Annotated in this window: 20 protein-coding genes and 1 pseudogene; all 21 read left to right on the top strand. The window is 49.7% G+C overall.

The genetic code is table 11. The features are described 5' to 3' along the window. Positions 1 to 15 precede the first annotated feature (15 nt). The 21 genes and pseudogenes from AC3G3F_RS19930 to AC3G3F_RS20030 all read left to right on the top strand — a co-directional run bounded on the left by AC3G3F_RS19930 (position 16) and on the right by AC3G3F_RS20030 (position 21,946). Positions 16 to 633: a type 4 pilus major pilin gene (locus AC3G3F_RS19930; protein ID WP_023180549.1), complete on the top strand. Its 618-nt coding sequence runs from the start codon at positions 16 to 18 to the stop codon at positions 631 to 633. A 9-nt stretch (positions 634 to 642) separates the two neighbouring features. Next, complete coding sequence (locus tag AC3G3F_RS19935) at positions 643 to 1,203, top strand: lytic transglycosylase domain-containing protein (RefSeq protein ID WP_023180548.1); 561 nt, start codon at positions 643 to 645, stop codon at positions 1,201 to 1,203. Continuing rightward, on the top strand, positions 1,188 to 1,844 hold the full coding sequence (locus AC3G3F_RS19940; protein ID WP_060629099.1) for a prepilin peptidase: 657 nt from the start codon (positions 1,188 to 1,190) through the stop codon (positions 1,842 to 1,844). Before AC3G3F_RS19935 ends, AC3G3F_RS19940 begins: the two co-directional genes overlap by 16 nt. After that, positions 1,844 to 3,172, top strand: a complete 1,329-nt coding sequence (gene pilV, locus AC3G3F_RS19945; RefSeq protein ID WP_058112071.1) for a shufflon system plasmid conjugative transfer pilus tip adhesin PilV — start codon at positions 1,844 to 1,846, stop codon at positions 3,170 to 3,172. The genes AC3G3F_RS19940 and pilV overlap by 1 nt, the downstream gene beginning before the upstream one ends. A gap of 69 nt (positions 3,173 to 3,241) precedes the next feature. Then, positions 3,242 to 3,568: pseudogene (locus AC3G3F_RS19950) on the top strand (conjugal transfer protein TraE); the annotation flags it as partial. Positions 3,569 to 3,654: 86 nt separating this feature from the next. Beyond that, positions 3,655 to 4,857, top strand: a complete 1,203-nt coding sequence (locus AC3G3F_RS19955) for a conjugal transfer protein TraF (protein ID WP_369564344.1) — start codon at positions 3,655 to 3,657, stop codon at positions 4,855 to 4,857. A 517-nt stretch (positions 4,858 to 5,374) separates the two neighbouring features. Beyond that, positions 5,375 to 5,830: a DotD/TraH family lipoprotein gene (locus tag AC3G3F_RS19960; protein ID WP_001079810.1), complete on the top strand. Its 456-nt coding sequence runs from the start codon at positions 5,375 to 5,377 to the stop codon at positions 5,828 to 5,830. Next, positions 5,827 to 6,660, top strand: a complete 834-nt coding sequence (locus AC3G3F_RS19965; protein ID WP_023180544.1) for a type IV secretory system conjugative DNA transfer family protein — start codon at positions 5,827 to 5,829, stop codon at positions 6,658 to 6,660. The genes AC3G3F_RS19960 and AC3G3F_RS19965 overlap by 4 nt, the downstream gene beginning before the upstream one ends. 143 nt (positions 6,661 to 6,803) lie before the next feature. After that, the gene (gene traJ, locus AC3G3F_RS19970) at positions 6,804 to 7,952 is read left to right on the top strand and encodes a plasmid transfer ATPase TraJ (protein ID WP_023180543.1); all 1,149 of its coding nucleotides are present in this window, start codon (positions 6,804 to 6,806) and stop codon (positions 7,950 to 7,952) included. After that, the gene (locus AC3G3F_RS19975; protein WP_001838506.1) at positions 7,949 to 8,239 is read left to right on the top strand and encodes a hypothetical protein; all 291 of its coding nucleotides are present in this window, start codon (positions 7,949 to 7,951) and stop codon (positions 8,237 to 8,239) included. The genes traJ and AC3G3F_RS19975 overlap by 4 nt, the downstream gene beginning before the upstream one ends. A gap of 14 nt (positions 8,240 to 8,253) precedes the next feature. Continuing rightward, positions 8,254 to 8,811 carry a phospholipase D family nuclease gene (locus AC3G3F_RS19980; RefSeq protein ID WP_060629098.1) on the top strand — a complete coding sequence of 186 codons (558 nt, stop codon included), beginning with the start codon at positions 8,254 to 8,256 and terminating at the stop codon, positions 8,809 to 8,811. A 280-nt stretch (positions 8,812 to 9,091) separates the two neighbouring features. Next, a complete protein-coding gene (locus AC3G3F_RS19985; RefSeq protein WP_023180542.1) occupies positions 9,092 to 12,709 on the top strand; it encodes an LPD7 domain-containing protein in 3,618 nt (1,205 codons plus the stop codon). Between the two features lie 17 nt (positions 12,710 to 12,726). Beyond that, positions 12,727 to 13,077 (top strand): hypothetical protein, encoded by a 351-nt coding sequence (locus AC3G3F_RS19990; RefSeq protein ID WP_001055902.1) that lies wholly within the window; start codon positions 12,727 to 12,729, stop codon positions 13,075 to 13,077. A 74-nt stretch (positions 13,078 to 13,151) separates the two neighbouring features. Continuing rightward, entirely contained in the window at positions 13,152 to 13,781 is a 630-nt protein-coding gene (locus AC3G3F_RS19995; protein WP_095471832.1) for a DotI/IcmL family type IV secretion protein, read from the top strand. A 10-nt stretch (positions 13,782 to 13,791) separates the two neighbouring features. Further along, positions 13,792 to 14,775: a DotH/IcmK family type IV secretion protein gene (locus tag AC3G3F_RS20000; protein ID WP_023180540.1), complete on the top strand. Its 984-nt coding sequence runs from the start codon at positions 13,792 to 13,794 to the stop codon at positions 14,773 to 14,775. Positions 14,776 to 14,777: 2 nt separating this feature from the next. Beyond that, a complete protein-coding gene (gene traO / locus AC3G3F_RS20005) occupies positions 14,778 to 16,079 on the top strand; it encodes a conjugal transfer protein TraO (protein WP_001272006.1) in 1,302 nt (433 codons plus the stop codon). After that, positions 16,076 to 16,789, top strand: coding sequence for a conjugal transfer protein TraP (gene traP, locus AC3G3F_RS20010; RefSeq protein WP_023180539.1), 714 nt, complete (start codon positions 16,076 to 16,078; stop codon positions 16,787 to 16,789). The genes traO and traP overlap by 4 nt, the downstream gene beginning before the upstream one ends. Next, the gene (gene traQ, locus AC3G3F_RS20015) at positions 16,789 to 17,316 is read left to right on the top strand and encodes a conjugal transfer protein TraQ (protein ID WP_001090609.1); all 528 of its coding nucleotides are present in this window, start codon (positions 16,789 to 16,791) and stop codon (positions 17,314 to 17,316) included. The genes traP and traQ overlap by 1 nt, the downstream gene beginning before the upstream one ends. Before the next feature lie 42 nt (positions 17,317 to 17,358). Continuing rightward, a complete protein-coding gene (locus AC3G3F_RS20020; RefSeq protein WP_000088876.1) occupies positions 17,359 to 17,763 on the top strand; it encodes a DUF6750 family protein in 405 nt (134 codons plus the stop codon). 240 nt (positions 17,764 to 18,003) lie between these two features. Further along, complete coding sequence (locus AC3G3F_RS20025; RefSeq protein WP_023180538.1) at positions 18,004 to 18,804, top strand: hypothetical protein; 801 nt, start codon at positions 18,004 to 18,006, stop codon at positions 18,802 to 18,804. 97 nt (positions 18,805 to 18,901) lie between these two features. Then, positions 18,902 to 21,946, top strand: a complete 3,045-nt coding sequence (locus tag AC3G3F_RS20030) for a conjugal transfer protein (protein WP_060629097.1) — start codon at positions 18,902 to 18,904, stop codon at positions 21,944 to 21,946. Positions 21,947 to 22,008 lie beyond the last annotated feature (62 nt).

A 22,008-nucleotide genomic window follows, 5' to 3' on the forward strand; every position in this document is an offset into this window, starting at 1 on the left:
TTAACGAGGAAATTTATGTTTATTCAAAATTTGAATGGTAATTCAATGAAAAAAAACGGAAACAACAACGTACCTCATGCAAAAGGATGGGGGATTATGGAACAGGGCGCAATTGCACTTATAGTCATTGTTGTAATTGCGATTGTTCTTGGTGGTTTATATATGCTTCGTTCAAGAACCAGCGTTGCAAATGAAAGCGCAAATATACAAACCATCATTACAAGTACCCAGGGACTGTTAAAAGGCAGCGATGGATATACCTTTACCAGCGCTGCAAAAATGACAGGAGCTCTTATTCAAATGGGAGGGGTTCCCAAAAGTATGACCGTTCGAGGGACGCCATCATCCGGAACAGCAACTCTTTATAATTCCTGGGGTGGTGATGTGACTGTCGCTCCGGCGTCAACTTCCGGATTTAATAATGGTTTTTCAGTTACGTATGAAAAAGTACCGCAGGATGCCTGCATCCAGATAGCCACTCAGATAAGTCGTTCCGGGCTGGCTAACGGCATCACGCTGAACAGTACCGCCCATAATGACGGTAAAGTCACGACTGAACAGGCCAGTGCGCAGTGTACGGCTGACAACGGCAGCACCGGTACCAACAAACTGATTTTCACTATTAATGGTTAAGGAGTTTTAATGTCCGGGGGTAAAAAGCCCCTCAGACTTATTTCATCCATCCTGTTTATTACTCTTCTGTCCCCCGCGCGGGCTTCATACGTTGCTCCTTCACAAATCTGGACTAACAAGTGGGACAATTGTTTTGCAGCTGCTGGCGCACGCTATCAGATTGAACCGTTATTGTTAAAAGCTATTTCTGCCGGAGAGTCATCACTGCAGCCAGGCGCAATTAACATAAACAAAGACAGAAAAACAGGAAAAGCAAGAAGTACGGATTATGGGTTGATGCAGATAAATTCAACCCATATTCCAAAACTTGTTAAAATGGGTGTAATTAAAAAGTCTGAGGAATTAATTACCAGACCATGCCTGAATATTCAGATAGGTAGCTGGATATTAGCAAGGCATTTCCAGATATGCGGTATCAGCTGGAATTGCCTGGGTTCATATAATGCCGGATTCCGCAAGGACAGGCACGAAACGAGGGAGCAATATGCGAATAAAATATGGCGCATCTATCGTGATATGAAGGGGATATGTCTGCCCGGACAGGGAGGCAGACAATGCACACAATCATAAGCATTAGTTTTTCCCCGTTTTACCTGTTACCGTTAATACTCATATTTTCAATAGTTGGGCGAACCCTGTTATTCAGGGTCCGTCATTTTTTTTCATACACAAACTATGTGTGGCAGGAAACTCACCCTGCCGTTCTTTCAGGTATCTGGCTGTATGGTATCACTGGAGGGGTAATTGTTTTATCGTCATCGACACCGATCTGCCGTATTCATGCCATTATTATTCTGTCATTTATGCTGCAAATGGCAGTCACCGATGCTGTAAGTGGCTTATTACCAGCTACATTCACCCGAAGGTTTTTGATTGCCGGCGTTCTTATTAATATTACAACCGACACATGGTGGACGCGTACAACCGAAACGCTTATCGCTGCAATTATACTGTTTTGTTTTCACATAATTCTCAATCGTCGGCGTCCTTATATTGGCACAGGCGATTTGTGGCTTATAGCAGGTATTACGGCATGGTCAGGGCTGTATAACGCTATCTGGAGCGTTTTGCTAGGCGTTGGGGGATTCGTGTTATGGCATTCAACCTGGCGCATTAAAAGACACATAGAAGGCCCTCTTGGACCCTGGATCTGTATCGGCCATGTTCTCCTGCTACTGGATAATCTCTACCAACCACTATGGGTAATCTGATGAAAAAACACGATCGGGGCTGGGCCTCCCTGGAAACCGGCGCAGCTTTACTAATTGTCATGTCAATAATCGCCTGGGGCGCAGGCATGTGGAAAGATTACATTGAAATGAAGAGCTGGCAAACGGAGGCTCGTCTGGCCAGCAACTGGGCCAGTGCAGCCCGTTCCTACATTGGAAAAAACTATGCCAGCCTCCAGGCCACCAGTTCCACGACCACACCTGCTGTCATTACAACAACCATGCTGAAAAACACAGGTTTTCTGGCCAGCGGTTTTACCGAAACCAACAGTGAAGGGCAGCGGCTACAGGCCTTCGTCGTTCGAAACGCCCAAAATCCTGAGCTACTGCAGGCGCTGGTTGTGTCCGCCGGTGGAAATGCTCTGCCAACAAAAGCCATTATTCAGATAGCAAAAGATATTACAACTGGTCTTGGTGGATATATTGAGGACGGGAATACAGCGACTGGCGCATTGCGCTCCTGGAAAATTGCTTTAAGCAATTATGGAGCAAAAAGCAGTAACGGTCATATTGCAATTTTGTTGACAACAGATGAACTTAGCGGCGCTGCAGAAGACACAGATCGCCTATATCGATTTCAGGTAAATGGTCACCCTGACTTAAATAAAATGCACACCTCAATTGATATGGGTTCAAATAATCTGAATAATGCTGGCTCATTAAATGCCCAGACAGGTAATTTCAGCGGCACCGTTAATGGTGCAGATGGTAATTTTAGTGGTGTTGTTAAAGGGAGCAGCGGAAACTTTGATGTCAATGTAACAGCCGGTGGCGATATAAGGAGTAATAGTGGATGGTTGATAACACGCAGTGGTAAAGGCTGGTTAAATGAAAGCCACGGAGGGGGTTTTTATATGTCAGACGACTCATGGGTACGCAGTATTAATAACAAAGGTATTTACACCGGCGGCCAGTTAAAGGGCGGTTCAGTCCGGTCTGACAGCGACCTTTCTGCTGGGGGGATATTAAAGCTCGACCAAGTGAACGTTGTAGGCGCATGGTGTCCACAGAACGGGGCGATAAGTCACGACAGCACTGGTGGAATACTTTCGTGCCAATCCGGTGCGTGGCAACTTTCAGGTAAAACATATTGGCGTGTCGGTGGAACATTTCAGGTATGGCCCGGGCAAACAAGAGATTTGGGGCGTTTTAAGTTGTGCATCAACACTTACCGGATTGATGGACGTGAAATGGCATTAACACAACTGATTCCTACTGACAATCCGGATGCCAATGGCAACATGAACTGGCGTGCATATAACGGTACGCAATACGCATCTTATTATATGGGTATCCATTGTTTTATCTAACGACATGCAGCCCATACTTTAAAACATGCCTGCGGAGCGCCTCCGACCCTGAGCGTACAACCGGCGCCATTTGCAAGGCTAGTCAATACAGAAAAAAATACTGATATTCTTTTCTGGCATGGTTTTCCATTTTCAGGAGATAATAAACGTGAATTTTGTGGAGTTATATTACGCCAGAAACGGGTAATAAATGGTGCAACAATTTATCCGGTTCTGTCTTTGTTACCTGTATTGCTATCAGATGAAAAGAAAGGCTGGTTCTCAGCCATTTTCAACGAGTGCAAAATTAGCGTTTCTCCTCGGCGCACTCTTCTGAAACCAGCGCTTGCGGAATCATTGATTGCAGGAAGAGTCTTACCTACCGTTTATTTTAATACGCCTTTATTACCCTGGTAGTTTTCAAGCCTCACAGTAAATAAGTTTTGGTGGCACTTCTGTGCCATGGAGTTGTTTTATCTAAATTCTAAAAAACAGGAAATTAAATGATGAAGAAAAATCAAATTACCCGCACACTGATTGCATCAGCTGTATTATTTGCCTTTAATGCATCTGCTGCTACTTCATATTTTGAAGCTCGAAACGATGCAATGGGAGGAACGGGTGTTGCATCATCCCATTATGGTGTGGCTCCTTTGACAAACCCGGCACTTCTGACAAAGCATGACAGCAGCGATGATTTCAGCCTGCTTTTGCCATCCGTCGGAGCACAACTTTCCGATCCAGATAATATTTCAAACAAAGCGGACGATATTAAAGCTGACTGGGACGCTTTTGATCGTGCTGTAGACAGCAATTACGGCGTGAAGCAGGCTGCCGGGAATCTTAAGCGTCGCCTGCAGGAGTTTCGGAATATCCACGCTGATGCCCAGGCAGGTGTTTCAGCTGTAGCCGCCATGCCTAATGACACGTTGCCGTTCGCTCTCATGATCAAATCATATGGCTCTGCAAATGTGGATGGAAAGGTCAGCGACGCCGATCTGGACTATCTGGAAAAAGTCGCCAACGGCACAATCACGAATGTTGATAAAAACGCCCTGACTTCCCGCGCATATGGTCGTGCTGCCGTCATCTCTGATATCGGAATCTCCTTCGCTAAGGAGCTGGAAACCGCAGGACAGAAATGGTCCCTTGGCCTCACACCCAAATACCAGCGCGTGGATCTATTTAACTACAATGTCACGGTTCAGGACTACGATAAAAATGACTTTGACAGTGACCAGTACCACAGTACCAAAAACGGATTTAACGCGGATATCGGCGCATATACCGACCTTAATTCAAACTGGACAGTTGGTCTGGTTGTCCAGAACATCGTGCCACGCAGCATTGATTCCAAAGAGGTGAATGGTGTGACTGAAACCTTTAAAATCCGTCCGCAGGCCACTACTGGTGTGTCCTGGCACAACAGTCTTTTCACTACCGCACTGGACGTGGATCTGACTCCCGCCAGTGGATTTACCTCCGACAATAAACGCCAGTTTGCCAGCGTAGGCGCCGAGTTTAATGCCTGGAAATGGGCGCAACTACGTGCCGGTTATCGTCAGAATATGGCATCAGACAGTGGCAGCGCATTTACTGCAGGTGTGGGTATTTCTCCGTTTGATGTTGTTCATTTAGATGTCTCTGGACTGATTGGTACCGATCATGATTACGGGGCCATCGCTCAGCTACAGTTTACATTCTGATTTAAACGGTATTCCCCCGAAAACTCGGGGGAATATAAAATATCTAATTTAACATAAGTCACTTTTTTCCCTGAGAGTATATTCAGTATCCTGACAGATATAAACTGAAAAGGTCGCAGAGGTTATTTGAATTTCAAAAAAATCTGATATAATCCCTGCGAAACAAGAGTGTACTTGTACACGCGTCTGTCAGAATTACTGTTGGTTTGAACGAGGGTCAACCACTGTTTCAGGCGCAGGTACCAGTGTATTCGACTCCTGAATATTCGAATCATCTGTCATGGATCGATTCGGCGCGGAGCGTCAGAATTTCACTTATTTTGTGCTCGCTATCTGAATATCGACTCCGACATACGGCCAGCTCCGGCAAATATATCTCTCAGGTTCGGCATGCTTCCTGACTGAAGCTCTGGCATTCAATTTCATATTCTCCAGGGAATATGAATCTCTTCCTGTATATACAAAACCATCCGGTATCAACCACCTCGTTTTTTCTGCCTCTAATCAGGAATAATTTATGAACCGTATTATACCTGCGGTGTGTCTTGTCGCCCTTCTGCTGGCTGGCTGCAATACCTTCCCCGAAGCCACATCCCATAGCCGTAATTATGGCGCTGCCTCTGAAGTTGCTGTTACTCGCCATAAACAATACAGTCTACAGGATCAGGGAGTATTCTCCGGTCAGTTAACTTCAGCACCGACAACACTACTCACGGCCAACAGTGACCGTTTATCATTCGACTGGGAGGGCGATGCTATTGAGCTGCTGAATGAGCTGGCCAGAATTCGTGGCATGCAGTTTAACTATAGCGGTGTTCGCCTGCCGTTGCCGGTAAACCTTCATGTCAGGGATATGACATTCTCAAATGCCCTGCGGCTGATAAAAGCCCAGACAGCCTGGAGAGCAAACATTCATCAGTATCCGGGGCTTTTGCAGGTCAGTTTTATGCCGCCGGAGACACGAAAAAAATGAAAGTGCTCATTCCTCTCATGCTGTCGGCAATTTTACTGACCGGATGCGTCGCAAACACTGTGGTATCCCCGCAGAACGTCAATGCTCCACCGCCAGATATAAATGCCTGGCTGAATCCGATGAATGAAAAACCCGAAGGTATATCGGAAACCCGCTGGAAAATGTTGACTGATGCAGGAAGAACACTGGGATTCAGGGGAGGTAAAGCCCGACGCTCATGGGAATTGATTCAGGCTCTGAACTCCCGTGAAAGCACTCTCAATGCTTTATACGATTTTCGTCCCCTTATAAGCCCTGAAGGATGGCTTCCTCCCGTCATCGACGAAGCACAGGATGTCGCACATATCACACCAGATCAAATTCGAACATCGTCTCATGTCTGGACAATTATTAGACCTGAACGCTTTGTCAGTAACCCACCGGGATGGCGTGACTGGCTACTTAAAGGGTTGTCCACAACAGCCACCCCCGGAACAGAAGGCAGCGTTGTCCCGGAAGACAGAACCCAACGTAAAGTCTGGGAAATGGCATTGCGGCAGGGCTGGCAGGAAGGACGACAGAATGCTGACCTGACACTGGAGGCGAACCAGAAACGCCTTACACGTGACTTCAGGGGAATGATGCTGTACTCACTGCTCTGGAGACAGGGCATGATTACCCGACCAGATGTGACCGATCAACTGCAGACAATTACCGGTAACGGACAAAAACTGGTGACGGGTGATCGCGTCCGCCGTCTGAAAAATCACGCCGAATTTAACCTGCAGAAATCGCACTGGCGTCCCCTCATCACAACCGAAAGGACAAATAAAAATGCGCAGACACCATAGCATTTCCCTCCTGCATATGGTCCCCGGGCTCACCGAACCTGGAAATTTCATCCGAACAAACCGGGTTCCGATACGACACGCTGAACGCTCCACCAATACAGATATCCCCGTGCAACATCTGTTCACGGGCAGGGGATGTGCCAGTGAACATGCCTGATGAATTCGGGACTTTCCCGTTCTCGCGGTTCTCCGCCGATGAGTTCCGCCATTTCTATGCCTGGTGCGCCTTCCACCGTGTCAGTGACATCGATTTGACCGGCGGTTCCCCTGTTTCTGTCAGTCGGTTTGGACGCAGGGCTCGTTGCTCGTTACATACATTGCCATCATCTCTGATGATGCCACTCATTGATGAGCTGTTTGGTCGTGAAGTCCTCCCCCGGGTATTATCAGGTAATCCTGCCGACCGAACTATCCAGATAAACGGAGATGCTTCCGGTCGCTATGGCCTTAAACGTGGTGAGCGCGTCCGGTTACGCTCCCATCTCATCCAGGGAACATCCGGGGCGGAAGAAAAGGCCATATCGATAACAATGCGGGTAATACCGACAGCAATACCGGATATCCGGACCATGAATATTGAACCGGATCTCCTTGCAGCGATGGTCAGTAAGAACGGTCTGGGGTTTGTCTGTGGCGAAACCGGCTCCGGGAAATCCACGCTGTGCGCAGCGCTGTACCGTTATATCATGGATAACTTCCCCGACCGTAAAATCGTGACATACGAAGATCCAGTTGAATACATCCTTGGCCGCGAAGGCGATCTGCTTCCACCACACCAGGCTGAAATAGGTCGTGACGTTGTCAGCTTTGCTGCAGGACTTCGTTCTGCCGTGAGACGTAATCCTGAAATTATCGGTGTTGGTGAGATCAGGGACAACGAAACCGCAGATGCTGCGGTACAGGCCGGAAATACAGGACATTTATGCCTCAGTACCATGCATACGAAATCGCCGGGGGAAACTTTATCCCGCCTCCTCGGTCTGTTTCCTTCCATCATTCGTGACGCAATGGCCTGGTCTGTTCTGTCGCTGCTGCAATTCATTCTGGTTCAGGTACTGGTCAGAACAAATGACGGTGGTCGTCGCGCTGTCCGGGAATACATTGTCATTGACGATGAGCTACGCAATAAGCTCACCAGAATGCCGCATTCTGAGTGGGGTTATCACATAGATGAGATCATCCGGACCGAGAAACGACGTATCCGGGATTATGTACTGGAAATGTATATCAAAGGGGAAATTGACCGCAGCGAGGCAGTTATTTTCATTCCTCCAGGAGAAATGCGCCAGTGAAAAGAGAAGGCTTCTGGCGGTATGCCACGCCGCCCATAAACATACAGGGGGTTCCCCTGCCGTTTACCATGATTTATCTGTTGATCTTCCCATTCCCAGCCAAAACAACCTTCTGGATTTGCACCGGCATTATTTTATTTTTCATCATTCTTGATCGTTCTGGCTGGTCCGTTCGTACTCTCTGCACCCGTCTGTTCTGCATCCTGAGAGGTGCTGTAGCTTCCGGTCGTCCATGGTGGTACCGGCATTTTACAGAATCACCGAGAGACTGGACCGGGTTTAAATAACCACTGGAGTCGTTATGTCAGGAAAAAAAAAGCTTATAACTCTGCTTCAGGTATCGCTGCTGGCGTGCCCACTATTTTTCACGTCTCCTTTGTTCGCAATGACCGACACACCATCTGTACAGGTCGGTTTCTCCCCCGAAGGAAGTGCTTCCGCACTGGTTCTGGACACCATTAACAGTGCTGAAAATTCCATCAGAATGATGGCTTATTCGTTCACTGATCCGGATGTAATGTATGCACTTGCCCGGGCAAAAAAGCGCGGAGTGGATGTCAGAATTGTTGTTGATTACAGGGGGAATACCAACCGGGCAAGTCGGGAAGCTATGAAATATATCAACCTGCTTAAGATCCCCCTCCGGACAGTGGATGTTTTCCCCATACACCATGACAAAGTCATTATCGTCGACGGCAGTACGGTTGAAACCGGTTCATATAATTTCAGTCGGGCAGCGGCCCGCAAAAATTCTGAAAACGTCGTTGTTATTAAAAACATGCCTGACGTTGCCGCACAGTATCTTGAGCACTGGCAGGATCGCTGGGACAGGGGAACTAACTGGCAGCCAGTGAACTGAGTATTTATTGCATTACTCTGACGTTAAGAACTTCTTACTCCCCGGAGAAGAACTCTGCGGAACATCACCATGTTTCTGACAGATACAGCGCCGAATATAGACGCTCACTGTTTCAGCGGACGTGATTTCCTGATTCTTGACCGTATTTCAGAAGTAAAACGCCATCTCTTTTTAGCGGATGGAATCACACTGTAAGTCCCTCTCATTTACCTCCTGATCGTGTACAGCCTGCCGTTCCTTCGGCCTGCCAGCTCACGATCATTTTTCATGGAGTACTGACATGAAAGCCCGTTACAGAACCTGGCTTGCCGTGCCTCCTGATGAGCGCGAGCTCGCCCGCAATGCCCACCCGCCGGTCAATGGACAGAAAGCGGTTGCCTGGAACAACGAACATAAGCTGTGGTATGCCCAGCCCGGCGTGGAACTCTCCCTGCTGGATAAATGGCTCCCTCGTCCTCAGAATTTTTCCACGAATGACAGTGATCCTGTCATCGAGTTTGCCCAGGAACTCGAGAAGGCCGGTCTGATTATCAAAGGACTTCCCGTCATGGACGGTGCCCTGCACCGGGTACCGACAAAAGCCGATAAAAAGGGTGTGAAAAGCGGCGTTTATAAAGCATTTCTTGATGGCCAGCCCGCCGGCTGGTACCGGGATTACCGCAGCGGCGATACGGAGGTGACCCGCTGGGTGTTTTCTGGCGGTGACAAGATAGATCCGCTGGCCCGCCTCCATCTGAAGGCGCAGGCGCAACAGAACCGGGAGGACAGCGCGAGAGCACAGGCACAGCAGTATAACCGCCAGGCCGGATATGCTTCCCGCTACGTCTCACGCCTGCCGCAGGCCACCACCAGTCCCTATCTGACACGCAAGGGCGTCACAGCAGCGCCGGGCGTACGTATCAATCCCGGGGGTGAACTGGTGATCCCGTTCAGTAATGCACAGGGGAAAATCCGCACCTACCAGCGCATTCCGGAAACGGGCGGGAAAGATGCCCGGCTGCTGAAAGACGCAGAAAAAACCGGTAACTGGTTCGCCCTGGGTTCTCCCGTAAACGGTCAGCCACTGCTGTTTGCCGAAGGCTATGCCACCGCGGCGTCACTGCATGAATCCACAGGCCTGCCGGTACTGATGTGTATCGATGCCGGCAACCTGATTGCTGTTGGCCAGAATGCCCGTACCGTCTGGCCTGACAGTCCGTTTATTTTCTGCGCCGATAACGACCATCACCTGCAAAACCCGCAGACCGGAGAGCCGGAGAACAAAGGCATTCTCAGCGCCATAAAGGCTGCTGAACTGAGTGGAGGAAAGGTCATCATCCCGGCATTTACTGAGGATGAGAAGGCACAGAAACTCACTGATTTCAACGATCTCGACACAGCCCGGGGGCGTGACACATTCCGCCGGGTAATCAACGTGCAGTTGCGCGAACTGGGCGTCAGAACAGATTTCCAGGACACGTACGACGTACGTGAGGCATTCACTGTCGGCCCACTGACGTTCACCCCCGTCCAGTCTGAGGAGCAAATCATGGATAACCCGACGATAACAGAGCCTGAAACACCGGCACCGGCATTAACGGAGCCGACGGCAGTACCACAGTCACCAGAACTGCAGCCGGAAATACAGCCCACTCCCGGGTCTGACAACACAAAACCGGACAATGTAGCCGGAGAAGCACCATCTGACCCCGCCGTGACTACCGCAACCGCCGAAAACAACCAGACGTTTGAACATACCCAGGAACTACCGGAATCGGGCATTACTGAACCAGTCCGCTCATCAGGAACCTCCCCACTCCCTGACACTGGAACTTCACCTGCAGGGCAGAATGAGAAAGAGGATTCGGTATCAACGACGGACAAAGCCTCACAGGACACTTCAGTGCCAACTGAACCAGATAAAAAAACAGGGGCTGAACCTGTGTCAATCTTCCCACAGGAAGAGATTGTGGCACATTCTCCTGAAGACGTCCTGTTTCAGCCTGAATCGTACCCTCCTGAGTCTGAAGCACCCGATAACTATGAAGATTACCGCGCATATCAGGAAATGATGATGACCAGCGAATCTTCAGAGCAACAGCAGGAAGCCGGAGATTTCGCCACTCAACCTGATCTTCCTGATACAGCTGGAGTACAGACAGAAAAACCTTCAGACCGAAATGGCCCAGGCCACGAACCAACCAGCACTCCAACGAATCTAACGGAAACACAGGCCTCCGGAATTGCTCCTTCATTCATGGGAAAAGCACGCGGTTTTTTCTCACGCAGGACGGTGAAAGCTAAGGCGAATGAAAACAACACGTCAGACATATCATCTGAATCTGATGTCGATTCATCCACACAAGAAGCGGACACTATCGTCTGTGGTCCCCGCCGTCCTGATGCCCCTGTATCGCTCGACATGGACGAAATCCTTAAAGAACTGAAGTGGGAAACGCAACCGGACAAAACAGTTCTGTACCGTCTGGATGATACCCCTGCATTTATTGACCGGGGCAACAGGCTGGAAATGGTCAATGGTGCCAGCGAGAACAACCGATGTGTACTGGCCGCACTCGCAGTGGCCACAAAATTTTATGGTGGTGTCATTGAACTGACCGGCAGTGACGCCTTTAAGAAAAAAGCGATGCAGTTGATCATCGATAACAATATCGATGTACGGATGAAATTACCGGATCAGCGCGCTGAACTGGAAAAATTACGTCAGGAGGTGGGCACCAGTCATAATACGATCGTCACTCACCAACCGACTCCTGATCTTAACCAGAACACCCCCGCACAGCCGGCCATGCCAGAACCGACTCAGGAGAATATACAGAAAACTGCGGCAGAGCCACAACCGACTACTTCTGCAGTACAACCAGCTCCTGCATCCGGATCTCTGACGCCCCCTCCTGCAGAACCGGACCAGCCGGATACTCAGGCGCCAGCCGAAGAACCGCCGGGGAAACTTAATCCTGGCGAAAGTGTCACCGCCGTTCTGAATAATTTTGGTCGTGCCGAATACGCCCCGGGCAAAGGTGAAAGTTTCTTTGTTGAACTGAAAAATCGCAGTGGTAGCAAAATTTACTGGGGACAGCAACTGGAAGACCTGGTTAAACAACATCAGAAAGGTTCTGTGGTCACCCTGACGCTTCAGAACCGTGAACAGTTCACGCTCCCTGGCGAAACCAGAGTACGCCTTCGTAATAACTGGCGCATGGAGTCAGTCAATAATGGTATTTCAGTCTCCCATGATAATCCTGAGAGCGGTCAGCAAATCCAGGCGTTTCCGGTAGAAACCTTCAGGAGTGTTATTGAGCAGATGCGCCAGGGATGGCCAGAAGAAATGAAAGAGCTGCGGGTGCCTGAAAATACAGAATCACATTTATTCCTTGGTCCAGACAGACATCCTGTATCTGCCTCACTCGATTCAAACAGGGTAACAGTGACAGATGGTGATGCGCCTGAAAAACTGATCCCGGTACTGGGATCTGTAGATAAGGAAACCCGTCAGCTCAATCTGCTACTGGTACAGAGCGCAGAAGATAACCTGCAGGGAGTGGTCCGCCTTAACGGTACGCTGTATCCCGCATTGGCCACGCCTTCTGCTGATAACAATCAGTTGGTTATCAACGCACTGACAGACAAAGGCCTGCGGTTTGCCGGCTATGGTGAAGCAGTAAACCATGATGCCGACAGCACATCCAGGCCGGCACCAGAACTCATGCAGTTTCATCTGAAAACCCGGGAAGAACCACTTTTTGCGGCTGTATATAACCCGGATCAGCAACCCAACGAACTGTACCGTAACCTGGGTTTTGAGCAGTCATGGCAACAGTGGTCAGACAGCCAAAAGCCGGAGGGCAGACAGGAAAAAACTCTGCATCAGGATCTCTCCCACAGCCCCGGTCGATGAGCCGGTAAGGAAGCTATATGAACATGCATAAATCTCTGGTTGCCGTGGTATCCGGCCTTATTCTGATTTCCTCCTCAGCCGGTGCTGCTACCTGTCGTGCGGGAAACGCGGCACAAGCCGGAAGTGATACAGGATATGAGCGAGCACGCGCAGCTGCGGATGCATGGTCACAACGTGAAAACGATGTTTCCTCATCCCTGCAGTCCTGTCTGTCCAGAATCAAAAAAATCAGTGTGAATATTCCTCAGTTCCCCAGCCTGGACGACATCCTTTCTCAACTGGAAAACCAGGTCTGTGATGCTGTCGTGGACAAAGTTAACGAGAAACTACCAGGAAATATTGATCCCTGGAAAGATCACAACATTTAACTGAGAAAACCATGAGCGCAGAAAATCAATCTCCTCCGGTCCCGCAACCTCAAGAGCCTGATCAGGCTGCACTGATGAATACCATCAGAATCATGAAGCAGGCAGAGCAACGTGCCAACCTGGTACCCGGGCTGCTGAAAGCGCTGTTATGTACAGGTACAGCGCTGCTTATCAGCCTTGCCGGCAATGGTGTGCAGTACTTGCGTTCCACGAACGTGGAACGTGAATACTTTGCAACAGATAACGGACGTCTGGTGCGTCTGGCACCGACAAGCCAGCCAGGATGGAGCCAGAATGACGTAATGTCTTTTGGCAGCGAAACCCTGAGCATGGCTTTTAATCTGGACTTTGTTCATTACCGCTCACAGATATCTGCGTTGGCCCCTCGTTTTTCAGATGGAGGATTTGCCGGATACGTGAATGCGTTACAGGCATCTAATATTCTTGACACGATCAAAAAAGAGAAAATGAACCTGACAGCCACTATCGGCGTCGGTGTACTGATCCGCCAGGGACAACTGAACAACGGCGTCTGGTTCTGGACTTTTCAGTATCCTGTAAAAATGCGCCTGGTTGGCCAGACTGTCAGTAAACCGGAACAGTCCTTCATTTTTGAAATGACTATCCAGCGAGTTGACCCCCGCCTGAAACCTTCCGGTATGGAAATCAGACAGATGATCTCCCGTAACGCCGGTTCGAACTGAGAAAAACAATATGCGATCACGCCATATTCTTAGCGCACTGTTCCTTGTGTGCGGCACTGCCGCATCTGCAGATAATGCCGGGTGGCAGAACGCCCGTACTCCCCCCCCGGATAAGACCACCGCCAGCGAAAATGCGCCACCGGTGGCGAATACCGGCGGTGTTCCTGCCACACTGGTCAGGGGAGAGCTTCCTGCTCCCGGACAAACCAGCTCACTGGTTCAGGAAGCAGCCAGGCTGGACTCTGAACTGTCAGCGGATGAGATCCGGGAGTTACGCAGCCTGATGGCTGACAATGAAAGAGCCATCAGCGCCCCAGTGACAAGTATCGTCCCCCGCATCAGTTCGCTGACGGTTAACCTGTCGCCGGGAGCCAGTCTTCCGTTGGTTCGTACAGCCATGAATAACCTGAGTGTGGTGACATTTACCGACATTAACGGTTCTCCATGGCCGCAATCAGACCCACCCTATAATGCGGCGCCAAAACTCTTTGATGTGCAGTACAACGGGAATATGGTCACAGTCACGCCACTGCGCCCGTGGGCATCAGGAAACATATCAATCTATCTGAAAGGCCTGTCGGTCCCGGTCATTCTGAACGTAACCAGTGGCGAGACAGATACACAGGTCGCCAGCCAGGAAACGGACAGCCGTCTTGATCTGCGTATACCACGACAGGGGCCGACCAGCCCGGTAGTAAACGTTCCGGCAGATAAAATAGCTCTGCATGATGCCACACTACAGGCATTTCTGGATGGTGTACCTCCCCGAGATCCGTCAGTAAGAAGGCTTAAATTCACCGGCAACGTCCCGGATACGACAATCTGGCAACATGGTGATGATCTTCTGGTTCGCTCCCGTGCGATGTTACGGGATGAATTTGAGCAGACACTATCCTCTGCGGACGGTACACATCTCTGGAAGCTTCCCGTCACCCCACTACTGACTTTCTCTGTGAATGGCCAGTCTGTTCACGTGACACCAGATCTGGAGTAATCATGAGTGCTGAACAGGATGCCGGTAAATCCGGCAAGAAACTCTTTGCCCTGTCGGGACTGGGTGCCATCGTTTTGTTTGGCGGTGGCTATTTTGCCCTGTCCTGGTTAACGCAGAGTGACAGCGACGTGCAGTCTGCCGTGAACATTAACAGCACAATGAACGGCGGTGGACGTCATGTGACAGAAACACCACATTATCGTGAATTATTACAGGCTGATAATGAACGTGGCGCTGCAGCTGCAATCCGTAATAATCAGACTTTCATTGCCAGCCTTCCGCAGGGGCTTGATGTACCGGACACATCAGAAAAACATCAGCCACCTGCGCACGAACCTGAAAAAAACAGACAACAACCGCCAGACAGACCTGCACCGGAAGATCGCGCTGCCGGAGAAAAACGTGTTGAGCGACTACAGAAACTGATTGCCAGAATAAATGCGCAGCAATCCGCCGGTAATGCCCCTACCACAGCAGCGGCAATGTGGAACAGACCACCTGCAGAAACGGCGGAACAAAGTGGCAGACAACGATTCGACTTACAGAATGCCAGCCGATCAAGGTCTGTTGCTGACCAGGGCATACAGCTGATACCGGCGTTAACCCGCGTACCTGCCTATATCATCACAGCCGTGGATTCTGATAATCCGTCATCCAAGGTTATTGCCTCCATTCCGTCCGGCCAGTGGGCTGGCGCCGTACTGTACAGTCCGGGCGTAAAACTGGCTGGAGATGGTGTTGAGATCCATTTCAACCGAATGAGCTGGAATGGCATGAATCTGAAGATCAATGCGTATGCACAGCGGGAGGATAACCTGATGTCATCTGTTGCCACCAGTGTAAACAATCGCTGGTTTAAACATATTGTTTTGCCGTCAATTCTGGGGGGACTGGGGGGAGTAGGTACACTTTACAAGGATGCCAACACACAGGTTATTCAGGGAAATTATGGCAGTGTCACTGGCCGTGTTGGGATGCCGGACGGTAAAGCGGTTACCGGCGTCATCGCCGGTGGTATGGCCGAGAAAGGAAGTCAAATCCTGACCCGTCAGGCAGAAAGTGAACCTTATAAACAGGTGACAGTGTCACAACACGAAGTGGTTTCAGTTTTGTTTGTTGATCCGGTCATGAGTAACAGCATCCAGGCTGATGCAACGGGTACTCCTTCCCTTCAGCCAGACACACGTCCTGCCACACTGGCGGAAGCAGAGCAACAAACCCGGCACAGGCTGGAAGCAGCAATAGAACGCAGAAGAGCAGAAATGCAGCGCCGTTATGATGAACCACTGGAGATTCCACAATGAGATCTGAAACAGAGCATGATGAAACAGGCAGCTTCGGCGAAACAGATGAGGTACGGCTTCCCGTCTGGAAACGTCCGATATGGGGAATAAGCCCGACAATGTGGGGGTTCTGTGCAATTCTTCTTCTGGCTGCTATCTGGTATTTGTTTCTGAATACGCCGACAACCGGTCAGCAGTCAGACCCGCCGTTTAATGATATGAATAACAACATGCAGACGTGGCAGTCCCCTGCTTCTTCCACTTCCCCTGTCATGGAAACAGACCTCCCGCAACCATCGGCTTCTGCCAGTGATATGAATCAGCTTGCCCGGGATCTGAAAACGGAACTGGATGATCGTGACGAAAAAATCCAGGGAACGCTGAATATGCTCCGGGACAGTATAAACAAACTCAGTGAGGCTATAAAAAAAGACGAAGATTATGCGCAGGAAACGCGGCATCAGCTGGATGAGATCCGTACCCGGCTGAACGGCGTGATAAACCAGAAAACCACGGCAGAAACGACCAGCGTTTCACATTCCCCTGTAAAAAAAGCACCTTCTCCGGTTGCGGGAATGAAAATTATGTCCATGGAAAACGGCATGGCATGGATTCGCTGGCAGGGAAGTACATGGGCTGTACGCGAAGGTGACAAACTTGGGAAAATCATCATCACACGAATTGACCCCGACTCCCGAACCATTATCACCTCCGGCGGGACATTACGCTGATGAATACAGATGCCCTGACCGCGATAGAACACTTTGCCAATGGCATCTTCAGTGCCGGAATGGATTTTTTGTTCACATGGGGTGAGTTTCTGGGGGTTATTGGTTTAATTGCACATCTGGCCAGATCCCGGGTTGACGGTCCTACCCGGATGACTCCTGGCAAATTTGTTGGAGGGCTTTTTACCTGCGCCATGCTGGTCTCACTCCCGTCCATTATTAATGCTGGCGGGATTCAGATGGGGTTTCATGCCGATTCTTTCGGCCCTATCGCTTACGTTCAACCTCAGTCATTTGGTGCCGCTGCCGGTGCGGCTAACGCTGTATTGTCACTGGCAAAGCTGGCTGGCGTTGGATTCGTAATGAGTGGCATTTCAATCTGGCGTAAAGCCGGACTTGACGGACATACATCACTGAGCGCCAGCGAAACCATCAGCAAAGGAAACGTTAAGTTTATCGCCGGTGTTCTGTTGGTTTTTATTGATCGTGTTCTTGATGCCCTCCTGGCCAGTATTGGCCTTGCCTTCTGAGTTTTATTAATTCCTTTTAATCAATCTATCTAGGAGATACCTATGTCACGTCTTCGTGTCATGATGGCGCGTGTCTGCACCGCTTTTATTTACGTACAAATCTTTCTGATGAACTGCCGCGACAAAATTATCAGTCTGTTACTGCTTCTTCCTGCAATGCTGTTACCCCGTACTGTTATGGCTGATGGTGATCTTGTTGACATGATCAGAAATGTGGGGGATGGAGCAAAAGGCGCCACAGGTTCCACCCTGAACATTGCTCAGCTTATCGGTGTTGTGATGTTCATTGGTGGCCTGCTTGGATTCAAAAAAGTGGGTAAGCAGAATGGACTTGGTCTCGCTGGCTGCATAGTGTCCGTCATCATTGGAGCGATACTTGCTGTCGTCCCTGAAGTGATGAACCGTTCACAGCGCCAGTTGGGTATATCTCCGACCACGATAAATTAATCTTCTAAAGGCACCGGTAAACCACTGGTGCCTTTTCATCCGAATCCCAGTTCCCCCCGGAGCAACGTATGCATACCAAGAATCTGGATAATTTCACATTATTGCGAACTGAAAACGGTAACGTTATTGCCCGAGACAATCGGGACAATCAGGAGTTTGTCTTTGCAGAGTGTTACTCCCGTGAAATAGCTTCAGTCATTATGGAGGCTGTTAAGCGCTACTGCAGCGCGGAGATACCCCATGCCACAAAACATTAAGGACTTATGGTTATTCCCGTTTCCGGTCCCCGACGTGGTACATACCCAGGAACCACTGTTACAGGCCCCGGAGTTAACAACACCAGGACGCTGTACCTGCTGCCGTCAGACCGTCAAACACCGCTTCCGGCTGGATGAATCCTGGCCTCTAAGACAGCTTTCCGACAACATCCTCGATGTGACTGCCCGGTTGCACAAAACAACAGAAAATCTGGAGCGTTTACTGAAACGCGGAGAACCCGTCACAAAAGATGAAAAAGAGAAATACCTGACTGCACTGATAGCAGCGGAACGGTCGCTGGAGCAGGCACAACTCTCTGCCAGAAGGCTTGCTCTTCGTCACGTACCCAAAGCTGAAATCACCCATACCGATAAACTGTCGGAAGATGAACTGAACCTGTTGCATGAAACCAGCGCCCCCTATGAACTGTGTGCATTCTGTCATGCCTGGCATGCTCTGAATGGTTATGCCGCTGCACAGGGAGTAATAGTCTGGTTACCAGATCTCCATCCTTCAACTGTCGTTGCCCTGAACCGCCGGGCATTACAGGAAATTTTCAGTGGTGATAAAACTCGTGTGCGGCAGGGCCGTGAAATACTGACCGCACTTATGCAAAACAGGCTGGCTGTTGAAGATAAATTTCGTAGCTTCCGGCCAGCAGACTTTGCAGATGCTCTTCGCCGTTATCCCCCTTCCCGGCGTTCCCCACTCAGGGAAAAAATGAACGGAATTGCGCTGATTCTGACACCGGATTCATTTCCGGAAAAAGCCTTTGTTGATTGATTTTTCTTCATGCCACATCGCCATGATGTGGCATTAAAAAAAATCGGACTTCTGCCCTCTTTTTTCTCCGCCCGTAATTCTGGAGCCCCCCACTCACATGAACATTAACCGACTCATCTTCACGATAGAAGACTGCATAAACACGTTATCCCGTTTTTCCGTCGCGACCAGTTTTGTGGACTATTGTGATTTACGCACCGTAATCGGTCTGGATAAACAGGATCATGAACGACGCCCATGGCTTGAGGCTCCCTATATTGCTGTTACAAAGCGTGGTGAATATCTTTCCGTCTTTGAAGTCAGCGGCGCCTTCAGGGAAATGGATGAAGATCCTGGCCAGACAGAAAGTGGCACACTGGAATGGCTGATTGCCAACCTGAGTGACAGCCTCAATACGGCATATAAAAACAGTGGTCATAAAATCAGTTTTGTTTTTGAGCGTGATCCTGAACGCGGAAAGGACGAGATTGTTGATATGATCGCCCCCCAGAAGCGTTCACTTGCCAACACCGGTATTCAGTTACAGGATGTACTGGATGAGAAAATAGCAACGCTTTCCCCCTGGCTTGTCAGGGAACGTTGTTGGCTGGCTATCTGGAGCGCACCAGACCTTGTCAGTAACGGCGATCGCTCCGCCCATGATGAACATATCAGGAAGTTGGCAGAACGTGTTCCGAAATCCAGATTTGCCCAGTCACCATGGCAATGGACATTATCGGCCCTGAAAATCCGCCATGATGCCTTTCTGGATAACGTGGAGCAGGCTCTGAGACATTCATCTGATGGCCTGCTTCTCAGGCTGATGGATATACACGAAGTCGGACAGGAAATACGTAGGGAAACAGAGCGGGACAGCACACCACGTAACTGGCAACCACATCTGCCCGAAGACGCACAACCAGCAGGATATCGCTGGGGAGATGATGACTCCATACTCCACGCCCCTTCATTACATCTGCAGTTATTCAGTACCCAGCCTGAAACAATGGGCAACCTGGTACGCGCAGGCGGACTCTGGCACGGAATGGTCGCTGTCACGCTTGCACCGCAAAATCTGCAAACTTTTAACAAACTGGTCCATGCTGTCCCCCGCGCCGTCCCCTGGCGTATCCGGATGGATCTGATGCCCGGAGGGATGAAAGCCCTTGGACTGAAGAAAACTATTCTGACTTACAGTAGTTTTATCAGTGCCGTTCGCCCGATGTACGACTCCGTGATGGCCCTGTCCGCAACAGACGAAAAAGACCCCGTCTGTATTATGACCATCGTTGCTTCCACATGGGGCAAAACACGTGAACTCTGCGCACGAAACCAGGCTATCCTCAAATCAGCCATAGAGGGCTGGGGCGTATGCGGTACCACGACTACGTTTGGCGATCCCCGGCGTGCCTGGGTAAATACCATTCTTGGTGCATCAGCAGGTTCTGGTTCCGTTCCACTGTATCCTCCTTTATCACATGCGCTCTCACTTTTCCCCCTGAACCGGGCAGGTACGGTCTGGCGTGGAAAAGGAAACCTGATGCTGCATACAGAAGATGGTGCCGCGTTTGAAGTGGGTCTGGCATCATCCCAACAAAACAAACATACAGAACTGGCGCCGGGTGATCCCGGTCTGGGTAAATCAGTCCTCATCAATACCTTGTCAGAAATACAGGTATCGTCCGCGCAGAAAAACCTGCCCTTCATTGCGTATATTGATAAGGGATACAGCGCTCAGGGGCTCGTTCAGCTTATTCGCGACAGCCTGCCCGAGGAAAGAAAGGACGAAGCCGTTGGTATCATCCTGAGTAACGATCCGGAATACACCAGAAACCTGTTTGATGTAATGTACGGGGCTAAAAAGCCCATTACACCAGAAAAGAACTTCATGTCTTCTGTTCTGTGCGCCCTCTGCATCGATACCAGCACAGGACAACCCTGTAACCCCGGAGATACCCGACAGATCATCAGCCAGTTAATTGATCTGGCCTTTAAGGAATATGGTGAAAATAATCCCAGATTATATCGCGCCGCAACCGAGGAACTGGTGGACACAGCACTTCAGGACTCTGGTCTGTCTGAAAAATATGATACTGAATGGTGGGCAACTGCCACCTGGTTTGAAGTCCGCGATATGCTGCACAATGCCGGTTTTATTGCAGCAGCCCAGAGGGCACATTATCAGGCTATGCCCCAGTTGTCAGAAATGTCCGCCTTGCTGGGCAATCCAGGTATAAGAGATATTTTTGCGGCTGTTCAGCGTAATGGCTCCTCTGAACCTCTTCTGGATTATATCCGACGTTCTCTTGATCAAGGGCATAACGACTACCCCATGATGTCCGGGCATACCCGATTTATGCTGAATCCGGAAACAAGGATTGTCGCTGTCGATCTGAACAATGTTGCAGGTGACAAGACACCGGCAGGCAGACTGAAAACCGGCATTATGTATCTGCTTGCAGGACAGATTGCCGGCGGTGATTTTACCCTACCGCAATATAAAGATGAGGTGCTGAAAAATCTCCCACGAACATACCATGACATCGCGCTTAAACGTATTAACCAGCTTGATCAGGAAGTTAAAACTAAAGTTTATGATGAACTGCATAATGCGAGAGGTATTGACTTCATCTGGGATGGTCTGGATACACAGGAACGTGAACAACGTAAATTTGGTATCCGTACTGTATTAAGTACGCAATATCTTAAAGATTACCCGGAAAGTATTCTCAAATCAGCGAACACACTCTGGCTATTGCGTTACCGGCCGGAGGACATTCCGTTTCTGAAGGATAACTTCAACGTGCCTGAATTCATGCTCAGGCGCTTCCTGAAAATGCCGGAGGGGCCTGCGCCAGATGGCAGCGGTGTTCCTGTACTGGGAGTATTCAGGGTTAAAGGCGGTACGCTCGCGCGCATACTGAAATTTACCGTCGGTCCTCATGAGTTATGGGCGCTGAATTCCTCACTGAAAGACAGTGCATTACGCAAAATACTGACCAAAACGTTAGGCTCTGTTCGCGCACGCAAAATACTGGCTGAGAACTTCCGACAAGGCTCGGCAACATCGTACATTGAGCACAGGGCAGAACAACATAACAGTGACAACGTCATTGAAGAACTGGCCACTGAGCTCATCAGACAACAGGGATACAACCTCTGATGTGTACAATCCATATCACGCCCCGCTGCCGTCGACCAGCAAGAGGACAGATATTCCTGAAA

The organism is Salmonella sp. FC25216, from assembly GCF_057751355.1.

Excerpts from the sequence above, each read along its gene's own strand:
- AC3G3F_RS19930 (WP_023180549.1), top strand. The coding sequence starts at position 16 with ATGTTTATTCAAAATTTGAATGGTAATTCAATGAAAAAAAACGGAAAC.
- AC3G3F_RS19935 (WP_023180548.1), top strand. The coding sequence starts at position 643 with ATGTCCGGGGGTAAAAAGCCCCTCAGACTTATTTCATCCATCCTGTTT.
- AC3G3F_RS19940 (WP_060629099.1), top strand. The coding sequence starts at position 1,188 with ATGCACACAATCATAAGCATTAGTTTTTCCCCGTTTTACCTGTTACCG.
- pilV (WP_058112071.1), top strand. The coding sequence starts at position 1,844 with ATGAAAAAACACGATCGGGGCTGGGCCTCCCTGGAAACCGGCGCAGCT.
- AC3G3F_RS19955 (WP_369564344.1), top strand. The coding sequence starts at position 3,655 with ATGATGAAGAAAAATCAAATTACCCGCACACTGATTGCATCAGCTGTA.
- AC3G3F_RS19960 (WP_001079810.1), top strand. The coding sequence starts at position 5,375 with ATGAACCGTATTATACCTGCGGTGTGTCTTGTCGCCCTTCTGCTGGCT.
- AC3G3F_RS19965 (WP_023180544.1), top strand. The coding sequence starts at position 5,827 with ATGAAAGTGCTCATTCCTCTCATGCTGTCGGCAATTTTACTGACCGGA.
- AC3G3F_RS19980 (WP_060629098.1), top strand. The coding sequence starts at position 8,254 with ATGTCAGGAAAAAAAAAGCTTATAACTCTGCTTCAGGTATCGCTGCTG.
- AC3G3F_RS19985 (WP_023180542.1), top strand. The coding sequence starts at position 9,092 with ATGAAAGCCCGTTACAGAACCTGGCTTGCCGTGCCTCCTGATGAGCGC.
- AC3G3F_RS19990 (WP_001055902.1), top strand. The coding sequence starts at position 12,727 with ATGAACATGCATAAATCTCTGGTTGCCGTGGTATCCGGCCTTATTCTG.
- AC3G3F_RS19995 (WP_095471832.1), top strand. The coding sequence starts at position 13,152 with ATGAATACCATCAGAATCATGAAGCAGGCAGAGCAACGTGCCAACCTG.
- AC3G3F_RS20000 (WP_023180540.1), top strand. The coding sequence starts at position 13,792 with ATGCGATCACGCCATATTCTTAGCGCACTGTTCCTTGTGTGCGGCACT.
- traO (WP_001272006.1), top strand. The coding sequence starts at position 14,778 with ATGAGTGCTGAACAGGATGCCGGTAAATCCGGCAAGAAACTCTTTGCC.
- traP (WP_023180539.1), top strand. The coding sequence starts at position 16,076 with ATGAGATCTGAAACAGAGCATGATGAAACAGGCAGCTTCGGCGAAACA.
- traQ (WP_001090609.1), top strand. The coding sequence starts at position 16,789 with ATGAATACAGATGCCCTGACCGCGATAGAACACTTTGCCAATGGCATC.
- AC3G3F_RS20020 (WP_000088876.1), top strand. The coding sequence starts at position 17,359 with ATGTCACGTCTTCGTGTCATGATGGCGCGTGTCTGCACCGCTTTTATT.
- AC3G3F_RS20025 (WP_023180538.1), top strand. The coding sequence starts at position 18,004 with ATGCCACAAAACATTAAGGACTTATGGTTATTCCCGTTTCCGGTCCCC.
- AC3G3F_RS20030 (WP_060629097.1), top strand. The coding sequence starts at position 18,902 with ATGAACATTAACCGACTCATCTTCACGATAGAAGACTGCATAAACACG.